This window comes from Streptosporangium lutulentum (genome assembly GCF_030811455.1).
In the GTDB taxonomy this organism is placed as follows: Bacteria; Actinomycetota; Actinomycetes; order Streptosporangiales; family Streptosporangiaceae; genus Streptosporangium; species Streptosporangium lutulentum.
The window spans coordinates 10,212,768-10,228,298 of sequence record NZ_JAUSQU010000001.1; the positions used below are offsets into that span (position 1 = coordinate 10,212,768).

Here is a 15,531-nt window from a genome sequence, read left to right on the forward strand (position 1 = left end):
TACTGCTCAGCACCGACATTTTTCGAACCTCTTATCGGGTACGGCCATGCCCGCACCCGATAAGAGGCCGAGGAACGACCGTCAGCGCGAGAGCTGGGACAGGTCCCTGGAGGCGCCGGTGGAGGCCGAGGTGGTAAGCGCGGCGTAGGCCTGGAGAGCGGCGGTCACCGGGCGGTGGCGGTCGCGCGGCCGGTAGCCGCCCAGGTCGACCAGGAGCCGCTCGCGGCGGGCGGACAGCTCCTCCTGGGAGACCTTCAGCTCGATCGAACGGCTGGGAATGTCGATCGCGACGAGGTCGCCGTCCTCGACGAGGGCGATGGTGCCGCCCTCGGCCGCCTCGGGGGAGGCGTGCCCGATGGACAGGCCGCTCGTGCCGCCGGAGAAGCGGCCGTCGGTGACCAGCGCGCAGACCTTGCCCAGGCCCTTGCCCTTGAGGAACGAGGTCGGGTAGAGCATCTCCTGCATGCCGGGGCCGCCCTTGGGCCCCTCGTAGCGGATCACCACGACGTCGCCGGCCTTGACCTTGTTGTTCAGGATGCCCTCGACCGCGTCGTCCTGGGACTCGAAGACCACGGCCGGCCCCTCGAACTTCCAGATCGACTCGTCGACTCCGGCGGTCTTGACGATGCACCCCTCGGTGGCGATGTTGCCGTAGAGGACGCCCAGGCCGCCGTCGCGGGTGTAGGCGTGCTCGATGTCGCGCACGCACCCCTCGGACCGGTCGAGGTCGAGCTCCTCCCAGCGGGCGCTCTGCGAGTAGGGCTTGACGGTGCGGACGTTGCCGGGGCCCGCGTGCCAGAGCTCCACCGCCTCGTCCAGGACCTTCGGCGACCGGGGGTCCCAGCCGTCGAGGTAGTCGCCCATGGTGCCGGCGACGGTGTGCGCGTCACGGTGGATCAGACCGGCCCGGTCGAGCTCGCCGAGGATGGCCGGGATGCCTCCCGCGCGGTGCACGTCCTCGACGTGGTACTTCGCCGTGGCCGGGGCGACCTTGCACAGGCAGGGCACCCGCAGCGAGATCTCGTTGATCTCCTTGAGGCCGAAGTCGACCCCGGCCTCGCGGGCCGCGGCGAGGATGTGCAGGATCGTGTTGGTCGAGCCGCCCATCGACACGTCGAGCGCCATGGCGTTCTCGAACGCGTCGCGGGTGGCGATGCTCCGGGGCAGGACCGTCTCGTCGTCCTGCTCGTAGTAGCGCCTGGTGATGTCGACGAGCTGTCGTCCGGCGTCCTGGAAGAGCTTCTTGCGTGCCTTGTGCGTGGCCAGGATCGTGCCGTTGCCGGGGAGCGCGAGGCCGATGGCCTCGGCGAGGCAGTTCATCGAGTTGGCGGTGAACATCCCGCTGCACGAACCGCACGTGGGGCAGGCGTTCTCCTCCATCTCCAGCAGCTCGGCGTCGGAGACGCTGTCGTCGGCGGAGGCGATCATCGGGTCGATCAGGTCGAGCTTCCCGTTGGGGGTCTTCCCGGCCTCCATCGGCCCGCCCGAGACGAAGATCGTGGGGATGTTGAGCCTGAACGCGGCCAGCAGCATGCCCGGGGTGATCTTGTCGCAGTTGGAGATGCAGATCATCGCGTCGGCGCAGTGCGCGTTGACCATGTATTCGACCGAGTCCGCGATCAGCTCGCGGCTGGGCAGCGAGTACAGCATGCCGCCGTGGCCCATCGCGATGCCGTCGTCCACCGCGATCGAGTTGAACTCGCGCGGGATCGCGCCGGCCTCGCGGATCGCCGCGGCGACCACATCGCCGACCTCGCGGAGGTGGACGTGCCCGGGGACGAACTGGGTGAAGCTGTTGGCCACGGCGATGATCGGTTTACCGAAGTCCTCGCCTGCCACGCCCGTCGCCCGGAGCAGGGCTCGGGCCCCGGCCATATTCCTGCCGTGAGTGACCGTACGAGACCTGAGGGCGGGCATAAGGCTTCTCCCATCATCGAAACCGTGTCTTCAAATGGTACGGCTACCGCCCGGTGCGTGAGACGCCTGTCCACGCCACGAGACGTGCGGCCCGTGACCACCTGCTTCTGTGACTGCTGTTCTGCGAGCGTTCCGTGATCGCTCCGCGAGCACGGCGAAGGGGTCGTTCGCCGTGCGAGGCGGAGGGATGCCGCGGAGATCCCGGGACGCCGACGGGGGAGCGGGATGGGCACCGACGTGGCGACCGATGAGCCCGGTCCGGGCTCGACGGATCTGTCCACGAGACTATCGAATGTCCGCACCGGCGACGGCGAGCGGGGCACGCGCCGATGGGCGCCTCCGGCGACGTTCCCTCCGAAGAGGGCGTCTCCTCCAAGAACGGGAGTCGCCGGTGCCGGGGCGGCTTGGCGCGGGAGACTCCCGTTGCCCTTGGGGTCGGAGGACTAACCTGGTATGCCGAAAGGGTTGGAGGATCACCCCGGCATGCCGGGAGGGGTCAGACCTCGGGGTAGCGCGCGGGCAGAACCTCCTCCGCGACCTCGTAGATCCTCTCGATTTCGACGTCGGTGAGTGAACGCTCCCGCTTGGTGATCCATTTACGGACACGGCTGCCGTCGAAAACGTCGACCTCGCGGACGTTGAGAACCTTCCACGGGATGGCCGGGCCGTAGATCGCCAGGGAGGGGACGATCGGGACCTCGCGGCCGAGCACCTCGCCGATCAGCTTGCCGGCCTCCGTCGCCTCCCAGCGGGCCTCGTCGAGACGGGGCTTCTGGTTGAACGGGCCGTGGAACAGCTTGCGATGCGACTGGACACGGACGGGCAGGCGCTTGTCCCATTTCTCGGAGTCGACGGCGTACACCCCGGTGGGACCCACGACCAGATGGTCGATCTGGGCCTCGCTGCCCGGGATCGCGCGAGCGTGCAGGGTGCGGTAACCACCCCGTTCCAGCCTCTTGAGCTGGACCTCCGTGCGCCGTTCCGCGACCGAGGCGCGCCGCCAGGCGGGCACCGTCGAGTGGGAGCGGGCGCGCAGTATCGTGTCGGTGATCGCGGCCACGACGGCGGCGGTGACGCCCAGCCGCCAGCTGGCCAGCAGGATGCCTGCGATCACCCCCACGCCGACCGCGATCAGAACGCGTCGGCGCAGGTGACGATACTTGGGATGGTCGAGCAGGCTCCGCAGGGAAGCGCGCTCGACAGGCGCGTACGTAGACGCGGGCGCGGCGGGTCGAGACGTCGGCCTGTCCTCGGCCTGTCGGTCGCTGACCCAAATCGGTGACGTAGTGTTACCGTCTTCTGGTACCTGACCGGAATCCACGTAACTCACGGTAGCTGACGTCCTTGGGGGTGCCTAGTATTGCGTATCTCATACTTTTGTGACCGCCATCGTTCGCTTGGCGCTTGTCTTAACCGGGTATCTACACATTTCCTCTCTAGATAACTTCGGTCAGCTGCGCCTACTGTGCGGGACGTGGTCCACATACATGATCTTAGTGCGCTTGAGCAGGCGGCGGCCGTACGACGCAGGGAGATCTCGCCTGTCGAGATCACCGAGCACTACCTCGATCGCATCGCCCGGCTGGATCCTCAGGTCGGCGCGTATGTGACCGTGACCCCCGAGCTGGCCCTGGAGCAGGCGCACAAGGCCGAGGCCAGGGTGCTGGCGGGAGACGACCCCTCGCCCCTGCTCGGGGTGCCGATTCCGATCAAGGATCTCAACCTGGTCAAGGACGTCCCGATCCACTTCGGCTCGGCCGTCTACGAGGACTTCGTCGCCCCGGTGGACGACAGCGTGGTCGAGCGGCTCAGGGACGCAGGAACGATCATGCTCGGCAAGACCGCCACGCCCGAGTTCGGGATGCCGTGCTACACCGAGACCTCGATCTCCCCGCCCACCCGCACCCCGTGGGAGCTCTCCCGCTCGGCGGGCGGATCCAGCGGCGGTGCGGCGGCCGCGGTCGCCGCGGGACTGGCTCCCGCCGCACAGGGCAGCGACGGCGCCGGATCGATCCGGATCCCGGCCTCGGTCTGCGGGCTGTACGGCATCAAGCCGACGCGGGGCCGGATCAGCCACGCGCCGATCGTCCCCGACCTGGCCGGTCTGGCGACCAACGGCCCGATCACCAGGACCGTCGCCGACGCCGCCGCGCTGCTCGACGTGATGACCCACGACAACCCCGGCGACCTCTACTACGCCCCACCGCCGGAGCTCGGCTCGTTCTCCGCCTACGTGGGCCGTGACCCGGGCCGTCTGCGGATCGCCCGCTACGCCGCGCCACCGGTCCCCGGCGCCGTGGTGGAGCCCGAGGTGCTCGCCGCCTACGAGCTGGCCTCGGCGGAGCTGGCGGGGCTCGGGCACGAGGTGGTGGACATCGATCCGCCGTTCACCGCCGACCTGGTGCCGCGGTTCGTGACGTTCTGGTGCGCGTTCGCCTGCATGCACCCGGTGGACCTGACCAAGCAGGACCGGCTCCGGCCGCTGACCGCCTGGCTCCGTCGGCGAGGCTTCGCCATCTCGGCCCCCGACTTCCTGCAGGCGCAGTCGGCGCTGCAGCTCGCCACCCGGTTCGGGCTGCTGGTGACCGACCGGTACGACGCGGTGCTCACCCCGACCGTCACCCAGCCGCCGCGGCCGGTGGGCTGGTTCGAAGACGTCGAGGATCCCGAGGAGACCCTGGAGCGGATGAAGCGGTTCGCCGCCTTCCCCGCCGTCTACAACGTCAGCGGGCAGCCCGCGGTCAACCTTCCGCTGCACTGGACCGCGGAGGGCCTGCCGATCGGCGTCATGCTGGCCGGGCGCTTCGGCGACGAGGGCACGCTGATCTCCGTGTCGTCGCAGGTCGAGGCGGCACGCGGTGGTTTCTGGGGAGAACGGAGGCCGGCGGTCTGGTAGGTCTCGACGGTTCGCCCGGCAGGGGCTTACGGTTGATGTGTGGACAGCGCGATCGAGGTCTTCGGATTTCTCGTCGGAGTCTCCGGCGGCCTGTTCCTGATCATCGCCCTGCTGGTGACGTTGCCCGGCAGGGTGCGCAGACGCGCCGCCAGGACCACGTCGGCCGGCGCGATGTGGTTCGGCGGCCCGTTCCGCAGCGAGCACGGTGTGGACACCTCCGGCCTGGTGCTGAAGGAGTGCCCGGTTCCGGAGGTCGACTGGGTCATGCTGGCGGAGACCGCCGAGCCCGGACGACACGTCGGTGGAGCGTCTTCGATGTGGTGACGGAGGTGGTGACGGGGATGCGAACGATGACCGTGACCCAGATCGACGACGTCCGGGAGGCTCTGCGCGCCGCCGAGCACCGTACCGGCCTGCGCTTCGCCGCCTACCTCGGCCCGGCGATAGGCCCGCGCCGCCACTTCTCCGAACGGCTGCACGCCGCGCTGGGTGACGAGGTGGACAGGGCGGTGCTCATCTTCGTGGACTCGGAGCGGAGGGGCCTGGAGATCGTCACGGGCCCCGAGGCCAGGCGGCGGCTCCCCGACGAGAAGTGCCGCCTGGCCGCGATGTCGATGACCACCGTCCTCGGCACGGGAGATCTGGTGGGCGCACTCGTCACCGGCGTGTGGCTGCTCGCGGACCAGGCTTCGCGCCACCTGTGACTTTCCCGGATAATCGGGGCGTGCTGAAGATCGTGTGGGATGCGCTGCTGGGCCGTCCTCCCTCGGGGGTCACGAGGGTGGAGGAGCCGGATCCGATCCTCGGCCAGATCCTGGGGATGCTCGCCGACGCGCAGACCGAGGTCGGCAGGGCGGACCAGAAGGGGGTCATCCTGCTGGTGACGACCGGTGCCGCCGCCGGTCTCATCGCCGCCGGGCTGCTGGGCGGGCAGTGGAGACCGCAGGAGCTGCCCAGCCAGGTGGAGTGGCTCTGGTGGACGGGGATGTTCTTCTGGCTGATGGGAATCCTGATGCTCGCCGGCGCGATCTGCCCACGCAGCGCGGGGCGCGCGGGGCAGGCCGTGGAGCGCCGTCGCTCCTACGTTCACGGCCTCACCGGCGAGGTGCTCGCCGAATCGAGGGCGGGCAGAACCCACAGGAACGGACAGGCCAGGGTCGACCTGATCGTGCTGCGGATCAGGAGGCTCAGCGCCGTGGCCGACGCCAAACACCGCTACATCCGCAGGGGCGTGATCCTGATGCTGATCGCCATCGCCTGCTGCGAGCTCTCGGTGCTCATCGGTCAGAAGATCTGAGCGCCCCGGCCCGCCGGGTGTCTCCGCAGGAAGGGCACGTGCCGCGGACCTGCCCCGGGTGTCTCCACCCCACAGGCGCGTGCCGGGGTCAGAGCTGCAGCAGCCTCACCAGATGGGTGGCGGTGTCCGTCAGCAGCGTCGAGGGCGCCACCGGGGCGGTGGCGATGGCGGAGAACAGGCTGGGCAGCCCCGGCAGCGGGAAGCCGTCGTCCACGGCGGCCGCGCGGCCCATCTCGCTCTTGCTCAGGATCGTCCGGCTGCGGTCCCAGGCCTCAAGGACCTCCTCGGGAGAGGGCACGCCGAACCCATGGCCCACCGGGGCCGCGTGGCGGAGCCGTACCAGGGGCGTGTCGGCGAAGGTCAGAGCCACCCGGGCGCGCAGGGCGAGGTTCTCGCGGTGGTTCTCCTCCACCCAGTCCATCGCGGCGCAGGGGTTGCGGCACTCGGCCACGCAGGTGGCCAGCGCACCGGCCACCTGGCTGTGCTGGCGGTCGAGGTACGCCCGCCACCCCTCGGAGGGCTCACCGGCCACACGCAGGGTCCGGTTGGTGGCCGACTGCTCGGCCTTGGTGTGGTCGCACTCGCGGTCGCCGATCACACCGAACCTGCTGCCCTGCGCGCTGAGGCCGGCGGGCCAGCGCGCGGGGTCGCCCGCGCTGCCGAGCACCGGCTCGAAGGCGAGCAGCGGCATGTACTCGCTGGCGATGTGCACGGCGGCGACCATCGAGCTCAGCTCGCGCCGGTGCCATCTGACCGCTATCACCTCCAGCAGCAGCGCGTAGGCCGGGCGCAGCGACTCCAGCGCGCCGCGCGGCTGCTCCCGCGGGGTCTGCGGCATGGTGCACGCCCGCGCCCGCCGCCTCAGATCGCCCGGTACGCCGCGTGCCTCGACGGCGAAGTCCTCCGCGTCGAGTGAGAGAAGTCGCTGCCCGAACTCACACACCGCCTCGATGGTGCTCGCGTCCTCCACGACGTCGTGGGAGAGCGCCCCCAGATCGGCGAAGGCGTACCTCCGGGCCAGGGAGACAAGTAGATCACGTGCCGATTCCACTTGATCACCCTCTCATGGCCCGCGAATGACTCGCGCCTTACCCGGGCGAAAGCGAGATGAGCTCGTTCTCGCAGCTAGTGACCATTTTTGTCACCACTTGCGAAGGGTACTGGCCGGCGAGGGGCGCCAGGACCCGATCCGGTGGCGGCCGAGCGCCCGGCGCCGCCCCGGACATGCGGACGCCCCTCGCCATCATGGCGAGGGGCGTCCGCATGTCCGGCCTGTCCCGGGTGAACCGCGCCGGGCCTCTCGGACCCGGGGACGGGTCAGGCCGCCGAGGCGTCCTTGGCCTGGGCGCGCAGGGCGCGGCTGATGCCGTCGGCACCCTCCACGAGGAGGCGCCTGAGGGCGTGCGGGGGCTGGCTCGCGGAGATGAGGTCCTGGGTCCTGGCGACGGTCTCGGGGGAGATGCTCAGGGCCGGGTAGCAGCCCACCGCGAAGTTCTGGGCGCTGTCAGAGGTCCAGGACTTCCAGATCGAGCCGATCTCCTCGAAGTACTTCGCGGCGTAGGGCTCCAGCAGGTCCGGGTGGCGCGGGTCCATGAAACCCGCGATCGTCGAGCGGAGCAGGGCGCCGCTCAGCTTGCCCTCGATGATCGAGGCCCAGGCGTTCGCCTTGCCCTCGGCCGTGGGGATCGAGGCGCGGGTGAGCGCGGCGGAGCGCTCGCCGGTGGCGGTGGCGTCGCGCAGGAGCTCGCTCGCGATGTCCTCCTCGCCCAGGATCTCGCCGGAGACCAGGGCCTGGATCAGCGTCCAGCGGAGGTCGGTGTCCACGGTCAGGCCGTCGAGCACGGTCGAGCCGTCCAGCAGCCCCTTGATGAAGGCCAGGTCTTCCGCCGAGGTGGCCACCGTGGACAGGGCGTTGACGTAGGCGAGCTGGTGGTCGGAGCCGGGCTCGGCCCCGTCGACGAGGGAGCGGAGGGCCGAGGCCAGCAGGGCCAGGCCCTGCCGGCGCCAGGCGGGGTCGGCGTACTGCTGGACGGCCTGGCGGGCCTGGCGGAGCACGGTCTGGGCGACCGTGATGTCCTTGATCGAGCTGACCCCGGAGGTGACCAGGGCGAGGTAGTCGCGAGTGGTCATCTCGGCGTCGCGGGTCATGTCCCAGGCCGCGGACCAGCACAGGGCGCGGGGCAGGGACTCGGTGAACTTGGTGATGCCGCCGTTCACGAGGGTCCGCAGCGAGCGCTCGTCGAGCCTGACCTTGGCGTAGGTCAGGTCGTCGTCGTTGATCAGGACCAGGTCGGGCTGGAGCTCGCCGACCAGCTCGGCCACCGCGGTACGGGCGCCGACCACGTCGAGCTCGACCCGCTTGGTGCGGACCAGCTCGTCGCCCCGCAGGGAGTACAGGCCGATGGCGACGCGGTGCGAGCGCAGCGTCGGGTAGTCGGCGGGGGCCTCCTGCAGCACCTGGAAGTCGAGGAAGCGGCCCTCGGGGTCGGTGGTGAAGGACGGGCGCAGCGTGTTGACCCAGGAGGTCTCCAGCCATTCCTCGGACCAGGAGGACAGGTCGCGTCCCGAGGTGCGCTCCAGCGCGCTGAGCAGGTCCTTGAGCTCGGTGTTGCCCCAGGCGTGCTCGTTGAAGTAGTCGCGGACGCCGGCCAGGAAGTTGTCCAGCCCGACGTAGGCGACGAGCTGCTTGAGGACCGAGGCGCCCTTGGCGTAGGTGATGCCGTCGAAGTTGACCTCGACCGCGTGCATGTCGACGATGTCGGCGGCGATCGGGTGGGTCGTGGGCAGCTGGTCCTGGCGGTAGGCCCAGGCCTTCTCCACGTTGGCGAAGGTCGTCCAGGCCCCCTGGCCCCAGCGGGTGGCCTCCGCCTGGCAGAGCACCGAGGCGTAGGTGGCGAACGACTCGTTCAGCCACAGGTCGTCCCACCAGCGCATGGTGACCAGGTCACCGAACCACATGTGCGCCATCTCGTGCAGGATCGTCTCGGCGCGGCGCTCGATGATCGCGTCGGTGACGCGCGAGCGGAAGATGTAGTCCTCCAGGAAGGTCACGCAGCCGGCGTTCTCCATCGCGCCCGCGTTGAACTCGGGGACGAACAGCTGGTCGTACTTGCCGAAGGGGTAGCGGACCCCGAAGACCTTGTGGAAGAAGTCGAAGCCCTGCCGGGTGATCTCGAAGAGGTTGTCGGCGTCGAGGTGCTCGGCGAGCGAGGCGCGGCAGTACAGGCCCAGCGGGATGCCGTCGTGCTCGGAGGTCACCTTGTGGTACGGCCCGGCGCACAGCGCGGTGATGTAGGTGGACATGACCGGGGTGGCGGGGAAGTGCCAGCGCTTGGCGGCCTGGAGCGCGCCGTGGCGGCCCCGGTGTCCCTCCAGCTCCTCGGACGAGTCGGGCGCCGCGTTGGAGATGATCTCCCAGTACGAGGGCGCGAGCACGGTCAGCTCGAAGGTCGCCTTCAGGTCGGGCTGGTCGAAGCAGGCGTACATCCGGTGGGCGTCGGCCGTCTCGAACTGGCTGTGCAGGTAGACGTTCTTGTCGACCGGGTCGACGAAGCGGTGCAGGCCCTCGCCGGTGCGCGTGTAGGAGCAGTCGGCGTCGACGCGCAGCTCGTTGGTCTCGGCCAGGTTCGGCAGCGGCAGCCGCCCCGTCTCCAGGTCGTAGCCGGTCACGTCCAGCTCGACGCCGTTCAGCACGGCCTTGCGCACCTTGGCCTCGGCCAGGTCGATGAACGTCTCCGCACCCGCGCGAGCACTGGTGAAGCGGACCGTGGTGACGCTCTCGAAGCGCTCCTCACCCTCGGTCAGATCGAGTTCCACCGCGTACGACTGCACGCTGAGCAGCCGTGCGCGCTCGCGGGCCTCGTCACGGGTCAGATTGCCTGCCACTACCGCTCCCTCGTCAAAGCTTCCCTCGCTCCATTGCGAGGGGGTGACTGAATCCTGCCATGTAAGGCAGGAGATCGCCGCCTGGAGATCAAGCAGGAGGCAAGACACCATATTGAGGATAAATGGGCAAGTCGACGTATTAATCCATCGGCGGAATAGGAACGCCGCCCTGCCGGGTTGTCGACAGATAGACGAGTCTTATGATCAGGAAGTTGAAAGATGACTGAGCGCACCCCGGTCGACCTCTGGTTCGACCCCTTCTGCCCGTTCGCGTGGATGACCTCCCGCTGGTTGCTGGAAGTGGAGAAGGTGCGGTCGATCGAACCGCGCTGGCACGTCATGAGCCTGAAGGTCCTCAACGAGGACAAGGACGTGCCCGAGGCATACCGCGAGCGGATCGAGAAGACCCTCGGCATGGTCCGCGTGGTCACCGCCGTCCAGCAGAAGCACGACTCCGAGACGGTCGGCCGGCTCTACACCGAACTGGGCACCCGCCTGCACAACCAGGGCAGGGGCAAGGACGCCGACGAGTTCCCCGTGATCGTCGCCGAGTCGCTGGAGGCGGCGGGGCTCGACGGCGGGTTCGCCGACGCGATGGACTCCGAGGAGTTCGACGAGGCGCTCATCGCCTCGCACAACGACGGTATCGACAGGGTCGGCCAGGAGGTCGGCACCCCGGTGATCGCGGTCGACGGCTTCGCGTTCTTCGGCCCCGTCATCTCGCCCGCTCCCAAGGGCGAGGCGGCGGGCAGGCTCTGGGACGGCGTTCGCCTGGTGGCCGGCACCGACGGGTTCTTCGAGCTCAAGCGCTCCAGGACCCGGCCCCCGATCTTCGACTGACGCGGACCGGCCTCGCCCGGTCTCGGTCGCCATGCCCGCCGTGCCCGGCACGGCGGGCATGGCGGGTTCCGGCGGCTCGCGGCGATCGGTGAGACCGGCGCCGGGGCGTTCCGGGGGGTCTCGGCGAGCCGGACGCGGCGGGTGAATGCGGTGATCATTCGGCGGCTGCCCGGTGATGTGACGGGGTCTGAATATCAACGAAGATCAATAACCGCACTTATCCGTATATTACGAGTTTTTAAGGATCTCCCCCATATGCCGCCTGTCGGCGCACTTCGTCGTACGCTCATCGGAGCGGACGGCAGAGCGCTCACCAGGGCGAGCGGCCACATCCGGCCAATTTTTGATCTTCCTGTGGCGGCGGGACTCACGGTGTGACCTGCTGAGCTCTCGCACAATGACAATACGCGCGCAAGGATGAGGGAATGCGTCACCTTTATCTGAACGGAGCATGGCGGTCCTCGGCGTCGGGCGAGAGCATCGACGTCGTCAACCCCGCGACGGAGGAAGTGATCGACAGGGTGCCCGCAGGGGCCCCCGCCGACGTCGACGCCGCCGTGGCGGCCGCCCGTGCGGCATTCCCCTCGTGGTCCCGGACGGCCGCCGCCGAGCGAGGCAAGATCCTCGCCGCCGCGGCCGAGTTGATACGAGAACGCTCCGATCAGATAGCCAGGATCATCGCCACCGACATGGGCGCGCCGTACGGCGTGGCGATGAAGGTGCAGACGCTGATGCCGGCCGGGGTGCTGGCCTCCTACGCCCAGATGGCCGAGACCTACGCCTTCGAGGGCGGGCAGGTCGGCAACTCCCGGATCTTCAGGGAGCCGGTCGGCGTGGTGGCCGCCATCACCCCCTGGAACTACCCGCTCCACCAGATCATCTGCAAGGTCGGCCCGGCGCTCGCCGCGGGCTGCACGGTCGTGTTGAAGCCCAGCGAGGTGGCGCCGCTGGCGGCCTTCGCGCTCGCCGGGATCTTCGACGAGGTGGGGCTGCCCGCCGGGGTCTTCAACATGGTGAGCGGTCACGGCTCGGTGGTGGGCGAAGCCCTGGCCGCCCACCCCGACGTGGACATGGTGTCCTTCACCGGCTCCACCGGCGCGGGGCGGCGGGTCGCCGCGCTCGCGGCCGAGACGGTCAAGCGGGTCGCCCTGGAGCTCGGCGGCAAGTCGGCCAGCGTGGTCCTGCCGGACGCGGACCTGTCCGCGGCGGCCAAGGTGACGGTGGCCAACGCCTTCCTGAACTCCGGCCAGACCTGCTCCGCCTGGAGCCGCATGATCGTCCATAGGGATCGGTACGACGAGGCCGTCGGGCTCGCCGTCGAGGCCGCGAGGAAATACGCCGTCGGCGACCCCTTCGACGAGATGACCCGGCTCGGCCCCCTGGTCTCCGCGACACAGCGCGACCGGGTCGTCCGCTACATCAACCGGGGCCAGGAGGAAGGCGCCCGGCTGGTCGCCGGAGGCACCGACCGGCCCCTGGACCGGGGCTTCTACGTGGAGCCCACGGTGTTCGCCGGAGTGGAGCCGGGGATGGTGATCGAGCAGGAGGAGATCTTCGGCCCGGTCCTGACGATCATCCCCTACACCCGCGGCGAGGACGAGGCCGTCGCCATCGCCAACGGCACGCCGTACGGCCTGGCGGGCGCGGTGTGGGCGGGCAGCGAGGAGCACGCGGTCTCCGTCGCGCGGCGGCTGCGGACCGGCCAGGTGGCCGTCAACGGCGGCCAGTTCAACATGCGGGCCCCGTTCGGCGGTTACAAGCAGTCGGGGGTGGGCCGCGAGCTGGGCGAGTTCGGCCTTGAGGAGTATCTGGAGATCAAGGCCGTCCAGCTCTGACCCGCGACTCCGGCCGGGTGAGTCCCTCACCCGGCCTGTCTCGCCCCGGCTCGGGCCAAGGCCGGATCAGGGGGCCTGGAGCAAGACCTTCCTGGCGGCGTCCTTGGCCAGCCGATCCACGTACAGCAGGCCGTCGAGGTGGTCGGTCTCGTGCTGGAAGCAGCGGGCGAGCAGGCCGCGGGCCCTGAGCTGGACCGGGCGGCCCAGCCGGTTCAGGCCCCGGACGGTGACCCCGGCGGCCCGGGGCGTCTTCGCGTAGATCGGGGTGCCGGTGTCACGGCCGGGAACCGACAGGCAGCCCTCCTCGTCGAGAACCTCCGTGTCGTCGTCGACGGTCAGCTCCGGGTTGATCACATGTCCCTTGCGGTTGCTGCAGTCGTAGACGAAGATCCGCCGTGACACGCCGATCTGCGGACCGGCCAGTCCGACGCCCTGCGCCGCGTACATCGCGTCGAACATCTCGTCGATCAGACGCCGCAGGTCGCGGTCGAAGTCGGCGACCGGCTCGGCGGGTGTACGGAGGACCGGGTCCCCGACCACTCGGATGTCACGCATGTGGGGCTCTCTCTTGTAAGGGTTGCAGTACTGGTTTGATTATTACTGTAGTCGGGGTCGGGGTCCGGCCGCCCACGGATACCTGCGAAACTGAGCGGGTGCGCGTCTACATCGGTGCCGACCATGCCGGCTATGAGCTCAAGAACCACGTCGTCTCCTGGCTGAAAGAACACGGCCACGAGGTCACGGACTGCGGTCCCTCCGTCTACGACCCCGAGGACGACTATCCGCCGTTCGTGCTGAGGGCGGCCGAGGGCGTCGTGGGCGACCCGGGCAGCCTGGGGATCGTCATCGGCGGTTCGGGCAACGGCGAGCAGATCGCGGCGAACAAGGTGCGCGGCGTCCGCGCCGCCCTGGCGTGGAGTGAGGAGACCGCCAAGCTCGCCCGCGAGCACAACAACGCCAACGTGGTCAGCGTCGGCGCGCGCATGCACACGGAGCAGGAGGCGACCCGGTTCGTCGAGGTCTTCCTCGCCACCCCCTACTCGGGCGCCGAACGGCACAGCCGCCGGATCGCGCAGCTCGACACGTACGAGACGATCGGCCAGCTCCCGTCACTGCCGTAGATTCCGGCTGAAGGAAACCCAGGGCTTGAGAACCCGCTCGCTCGCCGCGAGCGGGCGACCCTGTCTGCCTGTGGGCCTACCCGTGGCGTGGGGGCTCGCGGTACGGAGGCTCCCTGCGAGGGGGCTCCTTACGCGGTGACTCGTCGCGCAGGGGCCTGCGGTCCGCGGCCTCCTGCTGCTCCTGCGTGGGCCGCGAGACGTCTCGTGCCCGCATCGCGGTGATCGCGGTGATCTGCAAACTCTGCAGTGCCATGCCCTCACCCTAACCCGCCCTTACGGCCCGCACCCCGGCCACGGCCGGGTCCGGAGCGCGTGCGGGGCCGATGGTCGCGGGCCGGGTGCGGTCGCGGCCGGGGCGCGTGGAGCCGTGGGGCCGGGGTCGAGTTCGGGGCCGGGGTCGGGGTCGGGGTCGGTGGCGATCAGAACATCAGCCCGCCCCAGGGAGCGGGTTCCCACGACATCGCGGTGGACAGCTCCCGTACGGCTCCCGCCCGCGACTCGCGCACCGTCCCCGCCGCCCGCAACGCCGCCAGCGGCCGGCCGCCCAGGTAGGCCGCGCCCAGGACGGTGACGGGAAGCGCCAGGTCGGCGGGATCCTCGGTGGGCGTGCACCGGGCGCCGGAGGTGTCGGCCGACAGCCGCCAGCGGCGGGCGTTCCACGGGCAGACGGCGTCCTCGACCTCGATCACCACGTCCACCGGCGCCGAGTAGGCGCGGGCGGCGAGAGCCCGCTCGACGTCCACAAGACGGATCCACAGATCGTCCAGCCAGCCGGCGTTGAGCTTGCGCGGTTCGGCCAGCAGGTGGACCAGAGGGTCGTCGGACGGCCGGCTCGGAGCCTTGACGTGCGAGATCAGGTCACGGTCCAGCAGATGCCGCCAGAGCAGCGCGTAGGCGGCCGGGTCGAGGCCGAACAGCTCCTTGAGCCGCAGCTCGCCGTCCGGAACGTCGTGATCGGTGAAACTCTGCCTGGTCCGGAAGAGCGCGTAGCCCCGGGGGCCGTCGTCGTCCTCGACGACGACGGCACGGAGCGGCCCGGCGCCCCGCTGGTCGAGCTCGTGGTCGGACAGCACGCCGTCCCAGCGGGCGGGCGTGCGGTCGTAGAGCCCCGGGCGCTCGCCGCGCGCGGTCTCGAAGATCTTCTCGAAGACGCTCCTGGCCTCGACGGGCCTGACGATGCGCAGCCGTAGCGCGGGATCGACCGGAGCGTGCTTGACGAAGGCCGTGCCGGAGGTGGGAATGGTGAAGAACACGCTGTCGGCGGCCCTGCCGTACCCGAAGCGCCCGTAGATCGCGGCCTCGGAGGCGTAGAGGGCGGTGACCGCCTCGCCCCGCTCGCGGACGTCGGCGAGCTGGCGGGTCATCAGGGAGGAGAGGACGCCCCGGCGGCGATGGGAGGGCAGCACGCCGACGGCGGTGACGCCGCCGACCGGGATCGGCCCGCCGGGCACCGTCATGGTGAGGCTGTCGACCGAGGTGACGCCCACGAGCAGGTCGCCCTCGAACGCCCCGAGCGAACGGTCGAACTCGGCGGTGCCCCTGAAGAGGGCCTCCCGATGCGGGGGGACGGCGGCGCCGAAGGCCTCTTCCTCGACCATCATCCAGCCGGACCATTCGCTTTCGATTACCGGGCGCAGACTAATGCTCATTTTTCCTACGGTAGAGGGGCTGAATGGTTCCGGCCATCTATTATCCATCCTTAATGATCAAGGTATTGGTCAAGTGGGCTGCCCAAAGGGG

At 69.8% G+C, this 15,531-nt stretch carries 14 protein-coding genes; 7 read left to right on the plus strand and 7 right to left on the minus strand.

Annotated elements, in window-relative coordinates; genetic code table 11:
• Positions 1–81 precede the first annotated feature (81 nt).
• Together ilvD and J2853_RS45930 are read right to left on the minus strand one after the other, a co-directional pair.
• Positions 82–1,917: a dihydroxy-acid dehydratase gene (ilvD, locus tag J2853_RS45925; RefSeq protein ID WP_307568378.1), complete on the minus strand. Its 1,836-nt coding sequence runs from the start codon at positions 1,915–1,917 to the stop codon at positions 82–84.
• A gap of 496 nt (positions 1,918–2,413) precedes the next feature.
• A complete protein-coding gene (locus J2853_RS45930) occupies positions 2,414–3,037 on the minus strand; it encodes a nuclease-related domain-containing protein (RefSeq protein WP_307568379.1) in 624 nt (207 codons plus the stop codon).
• A 354-nt stretch (positions 3,038–3,391) separates the two neighbouring features.
• Between J2853_RS45930 and J2853_RS45935 the strand changes: the two genes are divergently transcribed.
• The 4 genes from J2853_RS45935 to J2853_RS45950 are packed head-to-tail and all read left to right on the plus strand — an operon-like array spanning position 3,392 to position 6,110.
• The gene (locus tag J2853_RS45935) at positions 3,392–4,813 is read left to right on the plus strand and encodes an amidase (RefSeq protein WP_307568381.1); all 1,422 of its coding nucleotides are present in this window, start codon (positions 3,392–3,394) and stop codon (positions 4,811–4,813) included.
• 39 nt (positions 4,814–4,852) lie between these two features.
• On the plus strand, positions 4,853–5,137 hold the full coding sequence (locus J2853_RS45940; protein WP_307568383.1) for a hypothetical protein: 285 nt from the start codon (positions 4,853–4,855) through the stop codon (positions 5,135–5,137).
• A 26-nt stretch (positions 5,138–5,163) separates the two neighbouring features.
• On the plus strand, positions 5,164–5,517 hold the full coding sequence (locus tag J2853_RS45945) for a DUF5130 family protein (protein ID WP_307568384.1): 354 nt from the start codon (positions 5,164–5,166) through the stop codon (positions 5,515–5,517).
• A 20-nt stretch (positions 5,518–5,537) separates the two neighbouring features.
• Positions 5,538–6,110 carry a Pycsar system effector family protein gene (locus tag J2853_RS45950; RefSeq protein ID WP_307568385.1) on the plus strand — a complete coding sequence of 191 codons (573 nt, stop codon included), beginning with the start codon at positions 5,538–5,540 and terminating at the stop codon, positions 6,108–6,110.
• A gap of 88 nt (positions 6,111–6,198) precedes the next feature.
• Here the strand turns inward: J2853_RS45950 and J2853_RS45955 are convergent, their stop codons facing one another.
• On the minus strand, positions 6,199–7,161 hold the full coding sequence (locus J2853_RS45955; protein ID WP_307568386.1) for a hypothetical protein: 963 nt from the start codon (positions 7,159–7,161) through the stop codon (positions 6,199–6,201).
• 266 nt (positions 7,162–7,427) lie between these two features.
• Positions 7,428–9,995, minus strand: a complete 2,568-nt coding sequence (gene pepN / locus J2853_RS45960) for an aminopeptidase N (protein ID WP_307568388.1) — start codon at positions 9,993–9,995, stop codon at positions 7,428–7,430.
• Between the two features lie 219 nt (positions 9,996–10,214).
• Here pepN and J2853_RS45965 point away from each other — a divergent pair, with 219 nt between their 5' ends.
• Together J2853_RS45965 and J2853_RS45970 are read left to right on the plus strand one after the other, a co-directional pair.
• On the plus strand, positions 10,215–10,835 hold the full coding sequence (locus J2853_RS45965; protein WP_307568389.1) for a mycothiol-dependent nitroreductase Rv2466c family protein: 621 nt from the start codon (positions 10,215–10,217) through the stop codon (positions 10,833–10,835).
• Positions 10,836–11,260: 425 nt separating this feature from the next.
• The gene (locus J2853_RS45970; RefSeq protein WP_307568391.1) at positions 11,261–12,670 is read left to right on the plus strand and encodes an aldehyde dehydrogenase family protein; all 1,410 of its coding nucleotides are present in this window, start codon (positions 11,261–11,263) and stop codon (positions 12,668–12,670) included.
• A gap of 66 nt (positions 12,671–12,736) precedes the next feature.
• Here J2853_RS45970 and def read toward each other — a convergent pair whose 3' ends face one another.
• Entirely contained in the window at positions 12,737–13,225 is a 489-nt protein-coding gene (gene def / locus J2853_RS45975) for a peptide deformylase (RefSeq protein WP_307568393.1), read from the minus strand.
• Between the two features lie 98 nt (positions 13,226–13,323).
• Here def and J2853_RS45980 point away from each other — a divergent pair, with 98 nt between their 5' ends.
• Positions 13,324–13,791: a ribose-5-phosphate isomerase gene (locus tag J2853_RS45980; RefSeq protein ID WP_307568395.1), complete on the plus strand. Its 468-nt coding sequence runs from the start codon at positions 13,324–13,326 to the stop codon at positions 13,789–13,791.
• A 76-nt stretch (positions 13,792–13,867) separates the two neighbouring features.
• On the opposite strand, the gene J2853_RS45985 is transcribed toward J2853_RS45980, so the two are convergent.
• Positions 13,868–14,044 (minus strand): hypothetical protein, encoded by a 177-nt coding sequence (locus tag J2853_RS45985; protein ID WP_307568396.1) that lies wholly within the window; start codon positions 14,042–14,044, stop codon positions 13,868–13,870.
• A gap of 166 nt (positions 14,045–14,210) precedes the next feature.
• Entirely contained in the window at positions 14,211–15,440 is a 1,230-nt protein-coding gene (locus J2853_RS45990) for a GNAT family N-acetyltransferase (protein WP_307568397.1), read from the minus strand.
• Positions 15,441–15,531 lie beyond the last annotated feature (91 nt).

What these genes read in the sequence shown, in the direction of transcription:
- ilvD (WP_307568378.1), bottom strand. Translation starts at nt 1,917, where the DNA reads ATGCCCGCCCTCAGGTCTCGTACGGTCACTCACGGCAGGAATATGGCC.
- J2853_RS45945 (WP_307568384.1), top strand. Translation starts at nt 5,164, where the DNA reads ATGACCGTGACCCAGATCGACGACGTCCGGGAGGCTCTGCGCGCCGCC.
- J2853_RS45965 (WP_307568389.1), top strand. Translation starts at nt 10,215, where the DNA reads ATGACTGAGCGCACCCCGGTCGACCTCTGGTTCGACCCCTTCTGCCCG.
- J2853_RS45970 (WP_307568391.1), top strand. Translation starts at nt 11,261, where the DNA reads ATGCGTCACCTTTATCTGAACGGAGCATGGCGGTCCTCGGCGTCGGGC.
- def (WP_307568393.1), bottom strand. Translation starts at nt 13,225, where the DNA reads ATGCGTGACATCCGAGTGGTCGGGGACCCGGTCCTCCGTACACCCGCC.
- J2853_RS45985 (WP_307568396.1), bottom strand. Translation starts at nt 14,044, where the DNA reads ATGGCACTGCAGAGTTTGCAGATCACCGCGATCACCGCGATGCGGGCA.
- J2853_RS45990 (WP_307568397.1), bottom strand. Translation starts at nt 15,440, where the DNA reads ATGAGCATTAGTCTGCGCCCGGTAATCGAAAGCGAATGGTCCGGCTGG.